The sequence below is a fragment of the Alloacidobacterium dinghuense genome (assembly GCF_014274465.1).
Lineage (GTDB): Bacteria > Acidobacteriota > Terriglobia > Terriglobales > Acidobacteriaceae > Alloacidobacterium > Alloacidobacterium dinghuense.
In genome coordinates, this window is sequence record NZ_CP060394.1 from 1682368 (window position 1) to 1698680 (window position 16313).

General features: G+C 55.8%; 18 protein-coding genes. 16 read left to right on the forward strand and 2 right to left on the reverse strand.

Features of this window, described 5'->3' with window-relative positions:
- The first annotated feature begins 110 nt into the window (after window positions 1-110).
- The 4 genes from lon to H7849_RS06755 all read left to right on the forward strand — a co-directional run bounded on the left by lon (window position 111) and on the right by H7849_RS06755 (window position 5022).
- Window positions 111-2552, forward strand: coding sequence for an endopeptidase La (gene lon, locus H7849_RS06740; protein WP_186745170.1), 2442 nt, complete (start codon window positions 111-113; stop codon window positions 2550-2552).
- A gap of 140 nt (window positions 2553-2692) precedes the next feature.
- The gene (locus H7849_RS06745) at window positions 2693-3196 is read left to right on the forward strand and encodes a hypothetical protein (protein ID WP_186745171.1); all 504 of its coding nucleotides are present in this window, start codon (window positions 2693-2695) and stop codon (window positions 3194-3196) included.
- Window positions 3189-3518, forward strand: a complete 330-nt coding sequence (locus H7849_RS06750; RefSeq protein ID WP_186745172.1) for a hypothetical protein — start codon at window positions 3189-3191, stop codon at window positions 3516-3518. Before H7849_RS06745 ends, H7849_RS06750 begins: the two co-directional genes overlap by 8 nt.
- A gap of 88 nt (window positions 3519-3606) precedes the next feature.
- Window positions 3607-5022, forward strand: coding sequence for an amidohydrolase family protein (locus H7849_RS06755; protein WP_186745173.1), 1416 nt, complete (start codon window positions 3607-3609; stop codon window positions 5020-5022).
- A gap of 12 nt (window positions 5023-5034) precedes the next feature.
- Here the strand turns inward: H7849_RS06755 and H7849_RS06760 are convergent, their stop codons facing one another.
- Together H7849_RS06760 and H7849_RS06765 are read right to left on the reverse strand one after the other, a co-directional pair.
- On the reverse strand, window positions 5035-6423 hold the full coding sequence (locus H7849_RS06760; protein ID WP_186747267.1) for a PP2C family protein-serine/threonine phosphatase: 1389 nt from the start codon (window positions 6421-6423) through the stop codon (window positions 5035-5037).
- A gap of 36 nt (window positions 6424-6459) precedes the next feature.
- Complete coding sequence (locus H7849_RS06765; RefSeq protein WP_186745174.1) at window positions 6460-7362, reverse strand: glycerophosphodiester phosphodiesterase family protein; 903 nt, start codon at window positions 7360-7362, stop codon at window positions 6460-6462.
- Between the two features lie 152 nt (window positions 7363-7514).
- Here H7849_RS06765 and H7849_RS06770 point away from each other — a divergent pair, with 152 nt between their 5' ends.
- From H7849_RS06770 to H7849_RS06825, 12 genes are all read left to right on the forward strand, one after another.
- Entirely contained in the window at window positions 7515-9833 is a 2319-nt protein-coding gene (locus H7849_RS06770) for a TonB-dependent receptor (protein WP_186745175.1), read from the forward strand.
- Window positions 9833-10381, forward strand: a complete 549-nt coding sequence (locus H7849_RS06775; protein WP_186745177.1) for a DUF488 domain-containing protein — start codon at window positions 9833-9835, stop codon at window positions 10379-10381. The genes H7849_RS06770 and H7849_RS06775 overlap by 1 nt, the downstream gene beginning before the upstream one ends.
- A gap of 6 nt (window positions 10382-10387) precedes the next feature.
- Entirely contained in the window at window positions 10388-10594 is a 207-nt protein-coding gene (locus H7849_RS06780; protein WP_186745178.1) for a DUF3311 domain-containing protein, read from the forward strand.
- Window positions 10595-10720: 126 nt separating this feature from the next.
- Window positions 10721-11170 carry an antitoxin Xre-like helix-turn-helix domain-containing protein gene (locus H7849_RS06785; protein ID WP_222439778.1) on the forward strand — a complete coding sequence of 150 codons (450 nt, stop codon included), beginning with the start codon at window positions 10721-10723 and terminating at the stop codon, window positions 11168-11170.
- Window positions 11171-11190: 20 nt separating this feature from the next.
- A complete protein-coding gene (locus H7849_RS06790) occupies window positions 11191-12021 on the forward strand; it encodes an RES family NAD+ phosphorylase (protein ID WP_222439779.1) in 831 nt (276 codons plus the stop codon).
- Window positions 12022-12087: 66 nt separating this feature from the next.
- A complete protein-coding gene (locus H7849_RS06795; protein ID WP_186745180.1) occupies window positions 12088-12786 on the forward strand; it encodes a molybdenum cofactor biosynthesis protein in 699 nt (232 codons plus the stop codon).
- On the forward strand, window positions 12783-13682 hold the full coding sequence (locus tag H7849_RS06800) for a VWA domain-containing protein (protein WP_186745182.1): 900 nt from the start codon (window positions 12783-12785) through the stop codon (window positions 13680-13682). Before H7849_RS06795 ends, H7849_RS06800 begins: the two co-directional genes overlap by 4 nt.
- Window positions 13683-13711: 29 nt before the next feature.
- Complete coding sequence (locus H7849_RS06805) at window positions 13712-14038, forward strand: RNA chaperone Hfq (protein ID WP_186745184.1); 327 nt, start codon at window positions 13712-13714, stop codon at window positions 14036-14038.
- Window positions 14035-14928, forward strand: a complete 894-nt coding sequence (locus tag H7849_RS06810; RefSeq protein WP_251106662.1) for an inositol monophosphatase family protein — start codon at window positions 14035-14037, stop codon at window positions 14926-14928. Before H7849_RS06805 ends, H7849_RS06810 begins: the two co-directional genes overlap by 4 nt.
- 91 nt (window positions 14929-15019) lie before the next feature.
- Entirely contained in the window at window positions 15020-15280 is a 261-nt protein-coding gene (locus H7849_RS06815; RefSeq protein ID WP_186745185.1) for a 4Fe-4S dicluster domain-containing protein, read from the forward strand.
- Window positions 15281-15429: 149 nt separating this feature from the next.
- On the forward strand, window positions 15430-15915 hold the full coding sequence (locus H7849_RS06820) for a hypothetical protein (protein ID WP_251106663.1): 486 nt from the start codon (window positions 15430-15432) through the stop codon (window positions 15913-15915).
- Between the two features lie 58 nt (window positions 15916-15973).
- A complete protein-coding gene (locus H7849_RS06825) occupies window positions 15974-16303 on the forward strand; it encodes a PadR family transcriptional regulator (RefSeq protein WP_186745189.1) in 330 nt (109 codons plus the stop codon).
- Window positions 16304-16313: the final 10 nt, after the last annotated feature.

A 16313-nucleotide genomic window follows, 5' to 3' on the forward strand; every position in this document is an offset into this window, starting at 1 on the left:
ATCAGCTATTTATGCTATCTGATGGCGATTTGCGACTTTTCAGCGCAATTGGAATCAAATAGTTACAGATTAATTCAATTCAGATCATATAATCTGATAAGAAGGCACTCATGGCTAGCGACTTTCTCAGCATTATTCATCCCAGCGATCCCAAAGAGCGCGAAAATCGACCGGAAGGCCGGGTCCTGCCCGTCCTGCCTGTACGTGACACGGTTCTGTTTCCGCATGCGGTTCTTCCGCTCACTGTCGGACGCGAAAGCTCCATCCAACTTATTCAGTCGCTCGGCGAGGAAAAGACCATAGTCGTTGTCGCACAGCGCGACGCGCACCTTGATACTCCAAAACCGGCAGATCTGCACGCCTACGGCACTTTGGCGACGGTTCACAAGGTTGTGAAGATGCCCAACCAGAGCCTCTTTGTCTTTACCGAAGGCACGGAGCGCGTCAAACTGGGCGAGTTCACGCAGGAAGAGCCCTTCATGATGGCCAACGTCGAGGCCGTGGCAGAGACGGGTCTGCAGAAAGGGCCCGAACTCGAAGCTCTGCAACGGAACATTCTTTCGCAGTTCCAGCAGATCGTATCGGCCTCTCCCACGCTCTCTGACGAACTCTCCACCATCGCCAGTCAGATGGAAGATCCGGCACGGCTCAGTGATTTTGTTGCCTCGAACCTGCCTTTCCTGGCGACGGTAGACCGGCAGGAACTGCTGGAGACCCCGGATGTGATGGTCCGGCTGGAACGCTTGAACAAGCACCTCGTGAAGGAGATCGAGGTCCAGCAGCTTCGCAACAAGATTCAATCCGAAGTGCAGGATCAGGTGCAGCAATCGCAGCGCGATTACTACCTGCGCGAGCAGCTGAAGGCAATCCAGAAGGAGCTCGGCGAGCAGGACGAGAGCCAAAAGGATATCGAAGAGCTGCGCAAGAAGATCGAAGATGCCGGTATGCCGGAAGAGACGCTGAAAGAGGCGTTAAAAGAGCTGACCCGGCTCTCGCGCATGTCTCCAATGGCTGCCGACTACTCACTGACACGCAATTACATCGAGTGGCTGGCTGTGTTGCCGTGGGCGAAGTCTTCCGGTACGGAAGTCGACATTCCCAGGGCGAAAGAGATCCTCGACGAGGATCACTACGACCTCAAGAAGGTCAAGGAGCGCATCCTCGATTACCTTGCCGTGCGTCGTCTCAAGCCGGATATGAAAGGCCCGATTCTTTGCTTCGTCGGACCTCCGGGCGTCGGCAAAACTTCGCTGGGCCGCAGTGTGGCACGCGCCTTGGGACGGAAGTTCCAGCGTATCTCGCTCGGCGGCATGCACGATGAAGCCGAGCTGCGCGGACACCGCCGCACCTACATCGGAGCGCTGCCGGGGCAAATCATTCAGAACCTGCGCCGCGCCGGCACCAACGACCCGGTCTTCATGCTGGATGAGATCGATAAGCTGGGTCGCGACTTCCGTGGCGACCCGGCGTCAGCTCTGCTTGAGGTGCTTGATCCGGAGCAGAACAACACGTTCCGGGACAACTACCTCGATCAGCCGTTCGACTTGTCGAAGGTGCTGTTCATTTGCACGGCGAACATGCTGGACACGATGCCTGCTCCGTTGCTCGATCGCATGGAGATCATCGATCTGCAGGGTTACACCGAGGAAGAGAAGCGGCACATCGCGTTCCGTTATCTCGTTCCGCGTCAGATCAAGGAAAACGGCATCAAGGCCGAGGACATTGAATTTCCGGATGAAGCCATCTCCTACATCGTGCGCCACTACACGCGCGAAGCGGGTGTGCGTAAGCTCGAACAGTTGATCGGCACGGTCTGCCGCAAGCAGGCGCGCCGCATCGCGGAGGGCAAGTCGGAAAAGCTCGTCGTTTCGAAGGAGATCATTCACGAGTTCCTTGGCGGTATCAAGGTCCGTGTCGATACGGAGATCGCGGAACGCACCAAGCGCTCAGGCGTAGCTGTTGGTCTGGCCTGGACACCGGCAGGTGGCGACGTGCTCTTCATCGAGGCAAATAAGATGAAGGGCAAGGGTGGATTCACCATGACCGGTCAAATCGGCGAAGTCATGCAGGAATCCATGCAGGCGGCATTAACGTGGGTTCGATCCAACGCGAAGTCCATCGGTCTCGAAGAAGACTTCATGAAGGACATCGACCTGCACATCCACGTCCCGGCGGGAGCCATTCCGAAGGATGGTCCTTCCGCAGGCGTGACCATGGCAACGGCGCTCATCTCGCTGCTGACCGATACGCCGGTTCATCCGCTCACTGCGATGACCGGTGAAATCACGCTCAGTGGAAACGTGCTGCCGGTCGGCGGCATCAAGGAGAAATTCCTTGCCGCGAAACGTGCCGGCGTGAAACAGGTCATTCTCCCGGCAGAGAACCGGCTGAACGTTGAGGAAGACTTGATGCCCGAGCAGACGGAAGGCGTGGCCATCCATTACGCGAGCCAAATTGTGGATGTCCTCAATGTGGCCCTGCCGAAGTCCAAGGAAGAGGAAAAGAAGGACGAAGAGGTAAGGGAAGAAGTCCTGCAGCACGCCAACGCCTAAGCAATTGCAGCAGGCGATATATTAATGGATTAACAAATTATCTTGATGAAATTCATTCGGCGATATACAACTGGGCGAGAGTTGATCACGCGCTAGTTTGTAAGTTTCTATTGCTGCAGATGACGAGTCAAAACGCGGGCGTGCAAGTGGCGAAGTTTTTCTCAGAGAATTGGGGGAATCTAGCCTCCGTTATTGGTCTCGTACTATCTGGCGTTGCGGCCTTGTTTTCTCGCCAGGCTTCAAATAGGGCTCGTTCGGCAGGTGAAGCCGTGCGTAGTTTCATGCTGTCACGCAGCTTAGAGGACGAGATAAAAGAGGGATATAGAAGGGCAAATCAGCTATTAGATATGGTCCGTCTTGGGAAGTTTGAAGTGGCTCTCAGCAAATGTGACGAACTACTCGACATGCCTACCAAACTGAAGGCGAGATGGAACGACGCCTTATCCGTGGATTCAAAGAACAACTGGATATTAGCCCAAGAGCAGCTTTCATCTATACACGGCGTCTTGAGCCAACATAATTCCAATACGTTGAGCAAAGTGGCGATAAACAAAGTTCAAGCTTCATGCATCAGTGTTAGGAACATCTTCGTCGAAGAGGAAGCAGCCGTGGCAAGAGTTTTGGACAGGGCAAAATATGAATAAGGAGAAGGTGGCAGAGTTCTACTCCGAGGTTTGGAAAAAGACAACGGAGAAAAAACTTCAATGGGCCGAGACCGCTTCAGATGGTGTATATATGGCCCCCATGGCTGGCGTGTACACCATAAAGGTATTTTCATATAGTGAGTTGCCGGATGACGGGCAGCCTTCGTTGTCACTTTTCGCAGAAGAAAAATTGGTTCTTGACATTACCTATAAAGTTTTTGATGAACGGGCGCTGCAAGCTCTTTACGATCTCGTAATGGGCCAGGTGAAGGGAACTGATGAAAAGATAGATGATGCCCTTGGAATACTCAAGCGACTGTGAGCTTGTTGTTCGTTTATTTTGATTGTATGGCTGATTGCTAGCTACTTAGAACATCACAGAGCACTATTGAATTGGTTATAAATCAGCAATGAGACGCAAAATTCTGCTTTGCTGCCTCGCTCTGGTGCTGGCGTGGAGCGCCGCTTCTGCGCAAACTGCAAAGCTCATCGTCAAAGGCGCAAAGATCTTCAACATGGCGCCCAATCAGCGTGAGCCCTTTATCGGCTATCTGGTGGTGGGAGATGACGGCAGGCTCACCGAGGTCAATGCTGGCGATCCGCCTGCATCACTGGCTGCGAAAGAGACATACGATGCGCACGGCAACTGGATCATTCCCGGGTTCATCTCTGCGCACAGCCATATCTGGCAGAGCGCGTATCGCGGCCTCGCCTCTGATCAGACACTGACCGGATGGATCGACGCGCTCTACGGAAAAATGGCGCCACAGGCGAAAGCCGAGGACTTCTACTGGTTCACCCTGCACGGTTCGCTCGACCACCTAACCCACGGAGTGACGGCTGCGTATAACTTCAACTACGGTGGCCCGTCGAGTTTTGACTTCGGGCATCCTCCGCCAACTGCGCAATCGCCTGAGAGTTATCAGGAGAATCAGTTTCGTGCCGAGATGGATTCGGGGCTCCGCTTCGTGCACGGCTGGCAGGTTGGCAGAGCCGGGCCGCACTATGCGACCGAGGACGCCCGCCGCGCGTTAAAGGCTTTTCTTGACTGGGCAGCAATGCAGCCGAAGTCAACTGCTTTCCTGAGCGTGATGATCAATGGCGGGACCGCGTTCAACGATACCTATCAGCAGGCAGTGTTGGAAAAATCGCTGATGGACGAGTTTCATCTCGGCAATCAAAGCCATTACCTGGAGCCGCCGGAAACCGCAGGCGAGGAGCAGTCGAAATTTCGCTGGTTCATGGACAGCGGGCTGCTCTCGAAGCAACTTATCTTCGGCCACTTCATCCACACCAACGACTTCATCCTTCAGCAGACAGCGGCGGCTGGCGCGTCGATGAGCTGGAATCCGCTTTCCAATGGCCGTCTCGCTTCCGGTACCGCCGACATCCCAAAGTATCTGAAGATGGGAATCCGCGTTGGCATGGGGGTCGATGGCGAAGCGAGCGCCGACATCGCCGATCCATTCGAAAATATGCGCACCGGACTCTACGCCATTCGCGACAAATACGAGGATGCCAAAATCATGAGTCCCTACGACGTGTTGCGTCTGCACACAATGGGCAGTGCCGACGTTTTAGGCGTCGCGGATCGCCTTGGCAGCCTGGAGCGTGGCAAGTTTGCCGATTTTCTCGTTATCGATCCCGAGCGCTTCGGTCATGTCTTTGATCCCTACGCCAGCCTCGTCTTCATTGGTGCGCAGGCAGATATCAAGCGTGTGTATGTTGGCGGTGAACTTCTGGTGGAAAATGGCCGGACGCTCAAGCAGGAATTCGACAAAGTACAGAAAGAAGTCGATCAGAGAGTGACAGCTTCCTTGAAATAGCGTCGTCTGCGATTACGCATTGGCGACGTAATCGCAAACCAGCACTGTCCGGTCGTCGTCCTGCGATGGCGACCACGCATTGATGCGAGCAAGAATCAGATCAACGGTTTCATCGGGTGTGAGTTTGGCGCTTTCCTGCAACAGCTCGCAAAGCCGTTCGTGCCCAAACTGTTCAGTGCTTGCGCTTTCGGCCTCAACAATTCCATCGGTATACAGAAGCAGACGATCTCCGTCCTTCAGCTGTTGTGTTGTTGACGTATAGGTTGCCGAGGAAAACAACGCGAGCATCAACCCGTTCTCTTCAACGGAAGCCACCTTGCCCTCGCGCAGCACCAGCATCGGCAGGTGCGCAGCTGCGGCGTAGCTCAGTTTTCCTGTATGTGCGTCAAGATGGACATACGCCGCGGTAACAAACTGGCTCTGGGTATTGCCGCAGAGTGTTGCGTTCATGCCTGCCAGCAGTTTTTCGGGGTGGCCCGTATGTTCACGCTGCGAATTTGCGGCCACTTTCACCATTGAGGCGATCAACGCCGCTGGCACGCCATGGCCGGAGACGTCGGCGATCAGCAGTCCCGCCTTACCGTCGCGCGCCTCAAGAAAGTCGTAGAAGTCGCCAGCAACGGACGTCATGGGTATGTATCTCGCGGCTACCCGGAAATAAGGAGATGCGGGAAATTCAGGCGGAAGAATGGATAACTGGATACGTTTTGCAACTTCCAGTTCTTTTTGCAACGCGCTGAATTGCTGATCACGCTGAATCGCCCGCCGGGCGGCTACGTATCCCAGGCAGCCAAGAAAGATGCCGAATCCATAGGGCTCGGATTTGTAGCCGAGTACGCCTCCAAGGTTGTTCCACAACGCAAAACCCGCAAAGATAAGCAGTCCATTGCGTGCGACGATAAAGTCTTTCTCTCGTATCGGATTGCGGAGCAGTTCTATGACCAGTACCAGGAGCGCACAAATCACAACGATGTTGTTGATCCTGCTTAGAGGCGCAAGCGGAGCACCTAAGATTCCAGCAACAGTTATGCCAAGCAGAATTACGCAGGCAGCAACGGTGAGAATCTTTCCGGGCTTGCGGAGGAAGCCGGTTGCCTCAAAAAAGAAAAACGCTGGAAGCGCGACCACGAAGTCAACGATCACCTTCAGGCGTATGAAGAATGTGGACGAAGGAATCACCATCGCCAGCAGTTCAGACCGCATCCAGAGCCGCTGACCATAGAGGATGGCGAAGAGCGCAAGCCAGAAGAGAAGTGCTTCGAAGCGGCGCCTGATGATCAGGAAAGCCCAAATGACCAGGCCAACCGTAGAGAACGCGGACCCGAGAAAGAGGAATAACTCGTCCCGGTGAAAGACGCGTAGTACCTGTGAAGCCGTCACTTCCGTGTCGAGCAGAACCATCGCCAAGGATGGTAAATCATCCGTCGCGGCGTGTATCTAGGGATGCGGCTTTTTGTTCCGCAGCCAGATCACCAATGCTTCCGGATCGTCGGTAATAATTGCATCCACTTTCGCGTCTACCAGCGCCTGCCACTCTTCAGGCTTGTTCGCCGTCCAGGGAACCACCTGCAGCCCTGCGGCATGCGCTGCCGCTACTTTTTCCGGCGTCACCAAGTGAAAATCAGGGCTGATGATCTGCGCTCCGGTCTTATTCCCGATCGAGACGAAATCCTTATCGTGATCCGTAATCCCCATCATTGCGTCGTCATTCCCATCGCCAATGAGCGCCGAGAGGCGTATCGATGGGTCGAGCTTCTTCATGGCGATCAGCGTGCGAAAGTCGAAGCTCTGCAGGATGACGCGCGATTGCAGATTGTGCCGCTTCGCCGCGTCATCGATCAGTTTCACGAACTCTTCCGGCGTCGGCGTCAGTTCCGGATGATTTGGAAAACTCTTCGTCTCAACGTTGAAATCGAAGCTGCCCTGTGGCGCCAGGTCGAGAACCTGATCGAAGGTTGGAATCTTCGTACCGGGCACTGCAACCTGTCTGGGAAAATTCGGCAGCGTATTCGATCCGCAGTCGTATTCCTCCACCTGTGCCAACGTTAGCGAGTAGATTGCTGTTTGGGGTGGCGTTTCCGGGCCGACACACACGCGCTCACCGGGATGGTCAGGAGTGATCATCGGGAAATGCGAGACGACGAGGACATTGTCCTTCGTAACCGCAAGATCCAGTTCCAGCACGTCTGCGCCATGCTGAATCGCGTAATCAAAGGCCGGAATCGTGTTCTCGGGCCGCGTCGCGCGCGAGCCGCGGTGTCCGTGCACCAGAATGGTCTGCGCATTGGAAGAAAAAGCAATCAAGGCGGCAGCTACAGAAACCCCCGGGGCTGGGAACATACCCGAGTGTATTGTGTCGCTTTGCGCCACAGGTTTCAATCGAATGAATACGATGTCGCCTGAGAAAGAAAAGACGGTTTGCGCATATTGCAACCGGCCCAATCCCGGGAGAGACTGTGTATCAGGAGTTTCGCCAGTCGCGGCGGGTGAGGATGCAAAAGTTCTTTGCCGTTGTCTTTCTTCTATTGTGCTCTACGTGCGCTCTGGCGCAGGTGGATAGCGGTGAACTGCGCGTTCGCGTCCTCGATCCTTCCGGCGCAGGCGTCAAAGTCACTGCACAGTTGACGAACAAAGGCAGCGGTTATAGCAATACCGTTACAACCGATCCATCGGGCGCAGTCGGCATCCAGCGCCTCGCCTACGGTAGATATCTCATCAACATCGACGGGCAGGGATTCGATCCGGTGTCGCAAGTTGTGGAAGTACGATCGGCAATCCCTGTAGATCTCACCATTAAGCTTAAGGTTGCTCCGGTTACAACGGAGGTCACCGTCAACAATGCTGCCACCCTGATTGACCCGGATCGGCCCAACTCTGTGATGCAGATTGGCGAGCAACAGATTGACCAGCGACTGGGGTCGCTGCCCGGCCGCTCGGTGCAGGATCTGGTGAATACACAACCGGGCTGGCTCTATGAAGGCAATGCTGTGCTGCACCCGCGCGGCTCCGAATATCAGACGCAGTTTGTAATCGACGGCGTTCCGCTTACCGACAATCGCTCGCCCGCCTTTGGTCCGGAAATCGAAGCCGATTCCGCCGAATCGATGAATATCTATACAGCGGGCATTCCGGCCGAATATGGACGCAAGATGGGCGGTGTCGTCGAACTGAACACGAAGCAGCAAGCCGATCAGGGGCTGCATGGGCAGGCAGTTCTTTCGGGCGGCAGCTACGATTCGGCTTCCGGTTACGCACAGGCGCAATATGTCTGGGGAAAGAACTCTTTCGGCGGCTCCGCAGATGGGTCAAGAACCGGTCACTACCTGAACCCCGTCGTGCCGGAAAACTACACCAACAACGGCACTACGGGCGACTTCTCAACCCAGTACGAGCGCAATTTTACAGACAATGACCGCCTCATCCTTGGCGTGCGGCACGAGCTTGCGCGGTATGAGATTCCGAATGAGTTGATCCAGCAGCAGGCAGGGCAATTACAGAATTCCGACAACTTCGAAACGATGGGCACTGTTTCCTACCAGCATGTGTTTTCGGCTGATATGGTCGGCAATCTCTCGGGAATGGTGCGCAACAATGCCAACAACTTTTACTCCAATACCGACTCCACCCCCATCATCGTTTCTCAGCACAACTATTTCAACGAAGGCTACTTCAAGGGAACCATTTCGATTCATCATCGAAACCAGGAATGGAAAGCCGGCGTCGAATCCGACAATACATTCCTGAACGAAGACTACAGCCATATCATTACGAACCCGGATGATTTCGATCCGAGCACACCGCAGACGTTTTCGTTCACAGGCAATCGTCCTGATCTCGAGCAGGCGGCTTTCGTCGAAGACCTGATCCGGCTGGGGAACTGGACCTTAAGCGCAGGTCTGCGCTGGGACCACTACCAGCTCCTGCTTAATCAGAATCACTTCAGCCCACGCGTTGCGATCAGCCGATACTTCCAGTCTGCGAATCTTGTGGCGCATATCTCCTATGACAACGTCTTCCAGACGCCGTCTTTTGAGAACATCCTGCTTTCAAGCTCGCCCGACGTCGCGGCTCTCAATGACAATTTCCTGCGGCTGCCGGTGGAGCCTTCCAAGGCCAACTACTACGAAGGCGGAATTACCAAGGGCTTTTCCGACAAGCTGAGGCTTGACGTCAATGTCTATCGCCGCGACGAGAGGCAGTTCGCCGACGATGATCAGCTCTTCAGCACCGGTGTCAGCTTCCCGATTGCCTTCGATAAAGCCATCATCTACGGAGCCGAAGGCAAGCTGGATCTCGTCCACTGGAACAATCTCTCCGGATACGTGAGCTATTCCTACATGGTTGGGAACGCCTGGTTTCCGGTGACCGGCGGCCTTTTTCTCGGAGACGATGCTGGCGACGCCGAGAGCCAGCTGACTGGCCATTTTCCGGTTTCACAGGATCAGCGCAGCACCCTGCGCACACGCTTCCAGTATCAGATCATTCCGCGCATCTGGGCTGCAGCAGGAGCCGACTACGGCACCGGATTGCCTTTCGAGTTCCAGGGCACAGAAGAGGATGCGCTTGCCCAATACGGCCCGCAGGTTGTCGATCGGCTCAATTTCGACCGGGGCCGCATCAAGCCGATGCTGTCAGTGAATGCTTCGCTCGGTGCCGATCTCTACACCAATGACAAGATGACGGTTCACCTGCAGGCTGACGGCGAGAACCTGAATAATCGCCTCAACGTGATCGATTTCGCGGGGCTATTTTCCGGCAATGCCATCGGCCCGGCGCGCAGCTACTTCCTGCGCCTCTCCACAAGCTTCTGATGTTCACCATCGGCCATTCCACGCTGCCTATCGATGTTTTTCTGAAAATCCTCAAAGACAACGGCGTCGAATGGCTGGTGGATATTCGCACCATTCCAAAATCGCGCCATAATCCACAATTTGCGCGGGATAGCCTTGGGCAATCGCTCAAGGACGCGCAGGTGGAGTACCGCTGGCAGAAATCGCTTGGCGGCTTGCGGCGCCCGCTGAAAGAGTCCATCAACACCGGCTGGCGCAACTCCAGTTTTCGCGGATACGCCGACTACATGCAGACGCCCGAATTTACCAACGCGATCGATGAACTATTGGCCGTCAGCGCGCCCGCGCAGACAGTAATCATGTGCGCCGAGGCGGTTCCATGGCGCTGTCACCGATCATTGGTTGCCGATGCGCTTCTTGTCCGCGGCGCTTCGGTCGAAGACATCTACTATGACGCCAAAGGACACAGCCGCCGCGAACCGCATGCTTTGACATCTTTCGCGAAGGTGAAAGGCAAGAAACTCTGGTACCCCGCAGAAGGAGAGCTGTTTGTCGCCGTCGAGGAGTGATTTAGAATGCAAGGCATCATGAAGTCGCGCCGCGCACATTGGAACTGGCTGCTGATCCTGCCCGCTTTAGCGTTGATGTTCCCCGGCACATACGCCAAGGCCACGCCGGAACTCTTCGGCTTCCCATTTTTCTACTGGTACCAGATGGGATGGATCGCGCTGACCAGCATTATTACCGGAATCGTCTATCTGGCCACCAGAAATCGCACCTGAGCCGGGAATTTCCCCTGGCATTCCACCCACTCCCAAAGATAGCTCTTTACAAGTGCTCCATTTCTGGAGCTATACTTGTCCATAGATGGAGTGACGAAAAGTACACCCCCATCCGGGAGAAACAATGTGTCCAGGCAAAGCGCCAGTCATGCTCTGGCTTATCCGGTAACCATGTATACGCCGCCAGCGCTGCCCGATCTTTCACGGATGGAAGAGCGGCGGCGGCTTTCGCCGGCTGCGCTCCGCGGCTTCTTCAAGATCATGGAGCACTGGAGAATTCGCGACGAGGATGCGCGACATCTGCTCGGCGGCATTTCCACCGGCGCTTACTATGAGTTCAAAAAGAAGCCCAACCGTGTCCTCGATCAGGATCGTCTGCAGCGTATTTCCTACCTGATCGGGATTTTCAAGGCGCTGAATGTTCTCTACGGCACGAAACTGGCTGACAGCTGGATCCAACTCGAAAACTCGAACCCCATTTTCGGCGGACGCACGCCGCTGACCTGCATCCTGCAAGGCGGAACGCCGGCCATGGAAAGAGTTCGCAGCCTGCTCGATGCGCGCCGTGGCGGCTAAAAACCACACTCCCCCAAACAATGACCCGTTCCAAAGCAGAATCCTCTCCCAATCCGCGTGACCCCTCCGCCACGCTGGCATCGGTGCGTGCCCAGATGGAAGCGCATCCGGAACTTCCCATCCCGGAAGACCCGAAGGCCACCGCAGGCCTGCCTCCCGTCACTCAGCTGCGCCGCTTCGACACGCATCGGTTGCTGCCGGCCAAGTACAGCGTGAATTACGACTCTGTGCTGACCCGCATCGCTGAAAACGACGAGCACCTGCGCGAGATATTCGAATTGGACAACGCTACCAACGCGCGCCTGGAAGCGGAAGAGAACCTGCGCCCGGGGATTTCTCAGCGTGAGCTGGTTTTCAACGTCCCGTGCTACCGCATCGTGAATGCCGCCTTTACGCATCCGAATCCTCTGGGAGCGCGCTTTTCGACTAATCAACGCGGTGCGTGGTACGCAGCGTTTGAACTCGCTACGGCTAAGGCTGAAGTTATGTTTCACAAGTCAGTGGAATTCGCCGAAATCAACTGGTCTGAGCGCGAAGAGATGCAGTACGACGAATATCTGGCCGACTTCACCGGAAGCTTCCACGATTTGCGGACCGAGGCGCAGCCCGGGGAGAAACAGGGAAAATTCAGCGATTGTCTCGATCCTGCCAGCTACGTCGCATCGCAAGAGCTGGCCGTTGAGTTGCTGGATCACGGATCGCTGGGCGTTATCTACCCCAGCGTGCGCAGGCCCGGAGGTACGTGCATCGCATGTTTCCGGCCCAGCGTCGTTGCGAACGTCCGCAAAGGCAGCCGCTTCCGCATGAGCTGGACGCCGAATCGCATTGTTTTTACCAAAGAAGGCCTTTGACGTTACGCGAAAGCGCTTCCAAGGCCGCTGGATTCAACGTCTAAGAGGTAAGTATTCTAGAGAAGTATGCATGTACGGGTATTGTTTTTTGGCGTATTGAAGGACATATTTTCGGAGGCTGTCGATTCGATTCAGATGCCGACAGACGCGACTGTGGCGACTCTTCTCGATCATTTTCGCGCTCGGGCTCCGCAGCTGGATCAGCTTTGGACATCGCTTGCCGTTGCCGTCAATCAGGAATACGCATTGCCAACACAACCGCTCGCAGATGGCGATGAAGTCGCCTTGCTGCCTCCGGTGAGCGGCGGCAATCACACGCCTTACATTGCATTGGTCCGTGAGCCCATTCAGGCAGAAGCGCTCGTAGCGCAATTGAAGCAGGGAGAAGACGGAGCCGTCGTCGTTTTCGACGGCATCGTGCGCAACAACTCGCGCGGACGCCGCACCCTCTATCTGGTGTACGAATCTTATGAAGAGATGGCTCTGAAGCAGATGCGCGAACTCGCAGCCGAGGCTTCCCAAGGCTTTGCCATTCGCGACGTGCTGCTGGTGCACCGCCTGGGGAAGCTCGAAGTTGGCGAGACCAGCGTGTTGCTCGCCGTGGCGTCCGCTCACCGTGCAGCTGCGTTCGATGCCTGCCGCTGGCTCATCGACACGCTGAAGAAAACAGTGCCGATCTGGAAGAAGGAGCATTTCGAAGATGGAGCCGTCTGGGCAGATGGCGAGCCTTTTCCAGCAGAAGTGAAAGGTGCTCCTGCGTCATGAGGTTTCTGCCTGTAAGCCTGTTTGCGCTGCTTCTGCCGGCGACTCTTCAAGCGCAAACGTCTCCCCCGATTCGGGTCGATGTAAAGCTGGTCAATGTCTTCGTCAACGTAACCGACGCCAACGGCACGCCCGTCGGCGGCCTCATCAAAGATGACTTCACACTCGCCGAGGACGGCCGTCCGCAGAAGATTGCTGTCTTCGAGCGTCAATCAGAGATGCCGCTGTCCATCGTGCTGGCCATTGATACGAGCGGCAGCGTGAATAAGGACCTGGCCATCGAAAAACATGCTGCGCACGCCTTTGTTCATTCGTTGCTGCGTCCCGTAGACCGTCTTGATCTGATTGATTTTTCTTCTGATGTACGCGAAGTTGTGGCGTTCACGAATAAGTTAAAACCGATCGACTACGGCATTGACAATCTCATGACCGGGCCGGCCACTGCGCTCTATAGCGCCGTCTATCTTGCATCGCAAAGCCTGGCAACGCAGCCTGGGCGTAAGGTGCTCATCCTGATTTCCGACGGTGGCAATACAGTGAAGGGAACCGATTACGCCGATGCACTGGAGCAGGCCGTGCGCTCAGAGACCATGGTCTTCAGCATCATCGACGTGCCCATTGAAGCCGATGCGGGACGCGACACCGGCGGCGAGCATGCGATGATCACGCTCTCACAGGACACCGGCGGCAAGTATTACTATGCCGACGCCGCCCATCTGGACGCAGCCTTCCAAAAGGTGTCCGAGGATCTGCGCACGCAGTATCTATTGGCCTACTATCCCGAGCATCGCATTACCGATTCCGACTACCGCAAGATTGACGTGTCGTTGAAGCAGCCTCCCAATGCGCACTACAGCGTGCGTCACCGCACCGGATACTACGCGACGCCCGGCCACTAGCCTCCTTCCGCCTTCGCTACAATAGCTGCATGGCCATCCCACCATCATCGCGTCGTCGCCAGAAAGCGCCTCCCCCTGGAGAGACAGGGCAGGAATCGCTCTATCTGAAGTTCTTGAGCGAAAAGCAGGTACCGGTTGCCGTGAAAATGCGGGACGGCGAAACGGTCAGCGGCTGGATTGAATACTTTGACGACCGCATGATCCGCCTGACCCGAGAAGGCAAGCCCAATCTGTTTATCTATAAGCATCAGATCCGCACCATTACCGAGCAGACAAGCCGCCACGGCACCCGCACGCGGCATCCGCGTAAATCCGCCGACGAGCAGGACGTTGCAACTGAAGGAGGGCAGAAGTGAGCCGACTGCCAACTGGTGTTGCTCTGGAGTTCGCCATTCCGGCGGCAGGCGTAGCGCTCGAAGCCGGAGCGCTCATCCGCGATTTCTATGAGCGCGGAGTAGCCACGGAATATAAGACGGATGTAGATCTGGTCACGGTGGCAGACCGCACTTCAGAAAAGTTGATCGTCGAGCGCCTGCATGCCATTTTTCCTGGGCATGGCATCTACGGTGAGGAGGGAACACGCGACCATCTCGATCGCGAGTATCGCTGGTATGTCGATCCGCTTGACGGCACGACAAACTTCGCTCATGGCTTTCCGGTTTTCTGCGTGTCGTTGGGTCTTGAGCATCGCCCCGGAGGAATCGCCGCAAATGAGGATGGCGTGCTGATCGCAGGCGTCGTCTACGACCCGATGCGCGATGAGCTTTTTGTAGTGGAGAAGGGCAAAGGCGCCTATCTCAACGGGAAGCAGATGCATGCCTCGCAGACGGATGATCTGGCCGAAAGCCTTCTGGCTACAGGATTTCCCAGCCGCTCGCGCCATGAAAATCCGAACATCCACTTCTACCACGAGATAACGCTGCGCTCGCATGGCGTGCGCCGCGCCGGATCGGCAGCGCTCGACCTGGCGTACACCGCATGCGGTCGGATGGATGGCTATTGGGAGTTCAACCTGAATCCCTGGGACACTGCGGCCGGAGCGCTTCTGGTGCTTGAGTCCGGTGGCACAGTCACAGGCTTTGACGGCAGCCCCTTCAAACTCAATAGCCGCGAAGTTCTTGCCACGAATGGAAAAATCGACAAAGAAGTGATCACATTGTTTGAGAATATGTTTGCCGGTCGCGATCTCGATCCGATTCCAACCCCACAGGAATTTGCCGCCAAGCGGGCCGAGCGCGGACGCTAAAGATACCTTCATTCTCCACCGATGACCTGCCCTCTGGGCTGGTCATCACCTGCTACAATTAAATTTCAATCACCCAACCGGAGAAGTTCTCATGGCATACGTAATTGCGGAACCCTGCATTGGCACGAAAGACACCGCCTGCGTGGATGCGTGCCCCGTTGACTGCATCCACCCCAAGAAAGATGAGGCTCCTCACGCCGAACAGGAGCAGCTCTTTATCGATCCGGTGGAGTGCATCGATTGCGGCGCTTGCGTTCCTGTGTGCCCGGTCTCGGCCATCTTTGCCGCCGACGATCTGCCCGAGAAATGGGCGAGCTACACCGAGAAGAACGCGACCTACTTCGGACGCTAAATCATCAGTATTTATGTCGACGCGCAGCGCCATGCTGCGCGTTTGTGTTTTCGGATGAACGCTGACCGCCGCGAAATGTATCTTTGGTTGCAATGCATATTAGCGGCGTATGGATCCTTCTCATTTTTTCTCTTCTCGCAGCAGCATCCATGCTGTTGCTTCTTCACCTCACAAAGCTCGGCCATATCGTTCATCAGCGCATTCCAGACAGGCCTCGGCGCAGGCTCTTTCTGGCATCTGTGAGCTTCTTTATCACCTTCGTTGGCGTACGCCTTTTAGTGGAGTCAATCACGCATCACGTCGGCCCATTCGGATGGGTGATGGTAGATGGACGCCACATTCATCACCTCGTCTGGGGTATTTTGCTTCTGCTCGGTGTCGGTTACTGCACGCTCGCCGAAGCAGGGACAGGAAAATCACCGACCGCGATCTTCATCAGCCGCCTGCTTTCCATCCTCTACGGAGTCGGCGCGGCCCTCACTCTCGACGAATTCGCGCTGTGGCTCAATCTGCAGGATGTGTATTGGGCGCGACAGGGAAGAGAGAGCATTGATGCGGTCATTCTTTTCGGCGCGATTCTGGCGGCTGGCGCCTGGGGTGCTCCGCTTTTCATCAGAGCCCAGGATAGTGAGTGATTGGCGTGGTCTCAGCATACCTTGACGATCTACATATGGATATGTAGATAATCAAGGTATGGGAAAACCAAGCGATCTCGTTCAGGGCACGCTCGATCTTCTGATTCTCAAGACGCTGTCACTCGAAGCCAAGCACGGCTGGGCCATCGCCAAGCGCATTCAGCAGGTTTCCGGCGATGTGCTGCAGGTGCAGCAGGGCTCGCTCTATCCCGCACTGCACCGGCTGGAGCAGCAGGGGTGGATCAAGGCCAAGTGGGCAGAAAGCGAGACCGGGCGTCAGGCCAAGTTCTATTCGCTCACGACTGCTGGCCGCAAGCAGCTTGAATCGGAGACCGCCAACTGGAATCGCCTCTCCGAGGCCATCAACATCGTGGTTCAGGAAGCCTGAAGGAGACAGC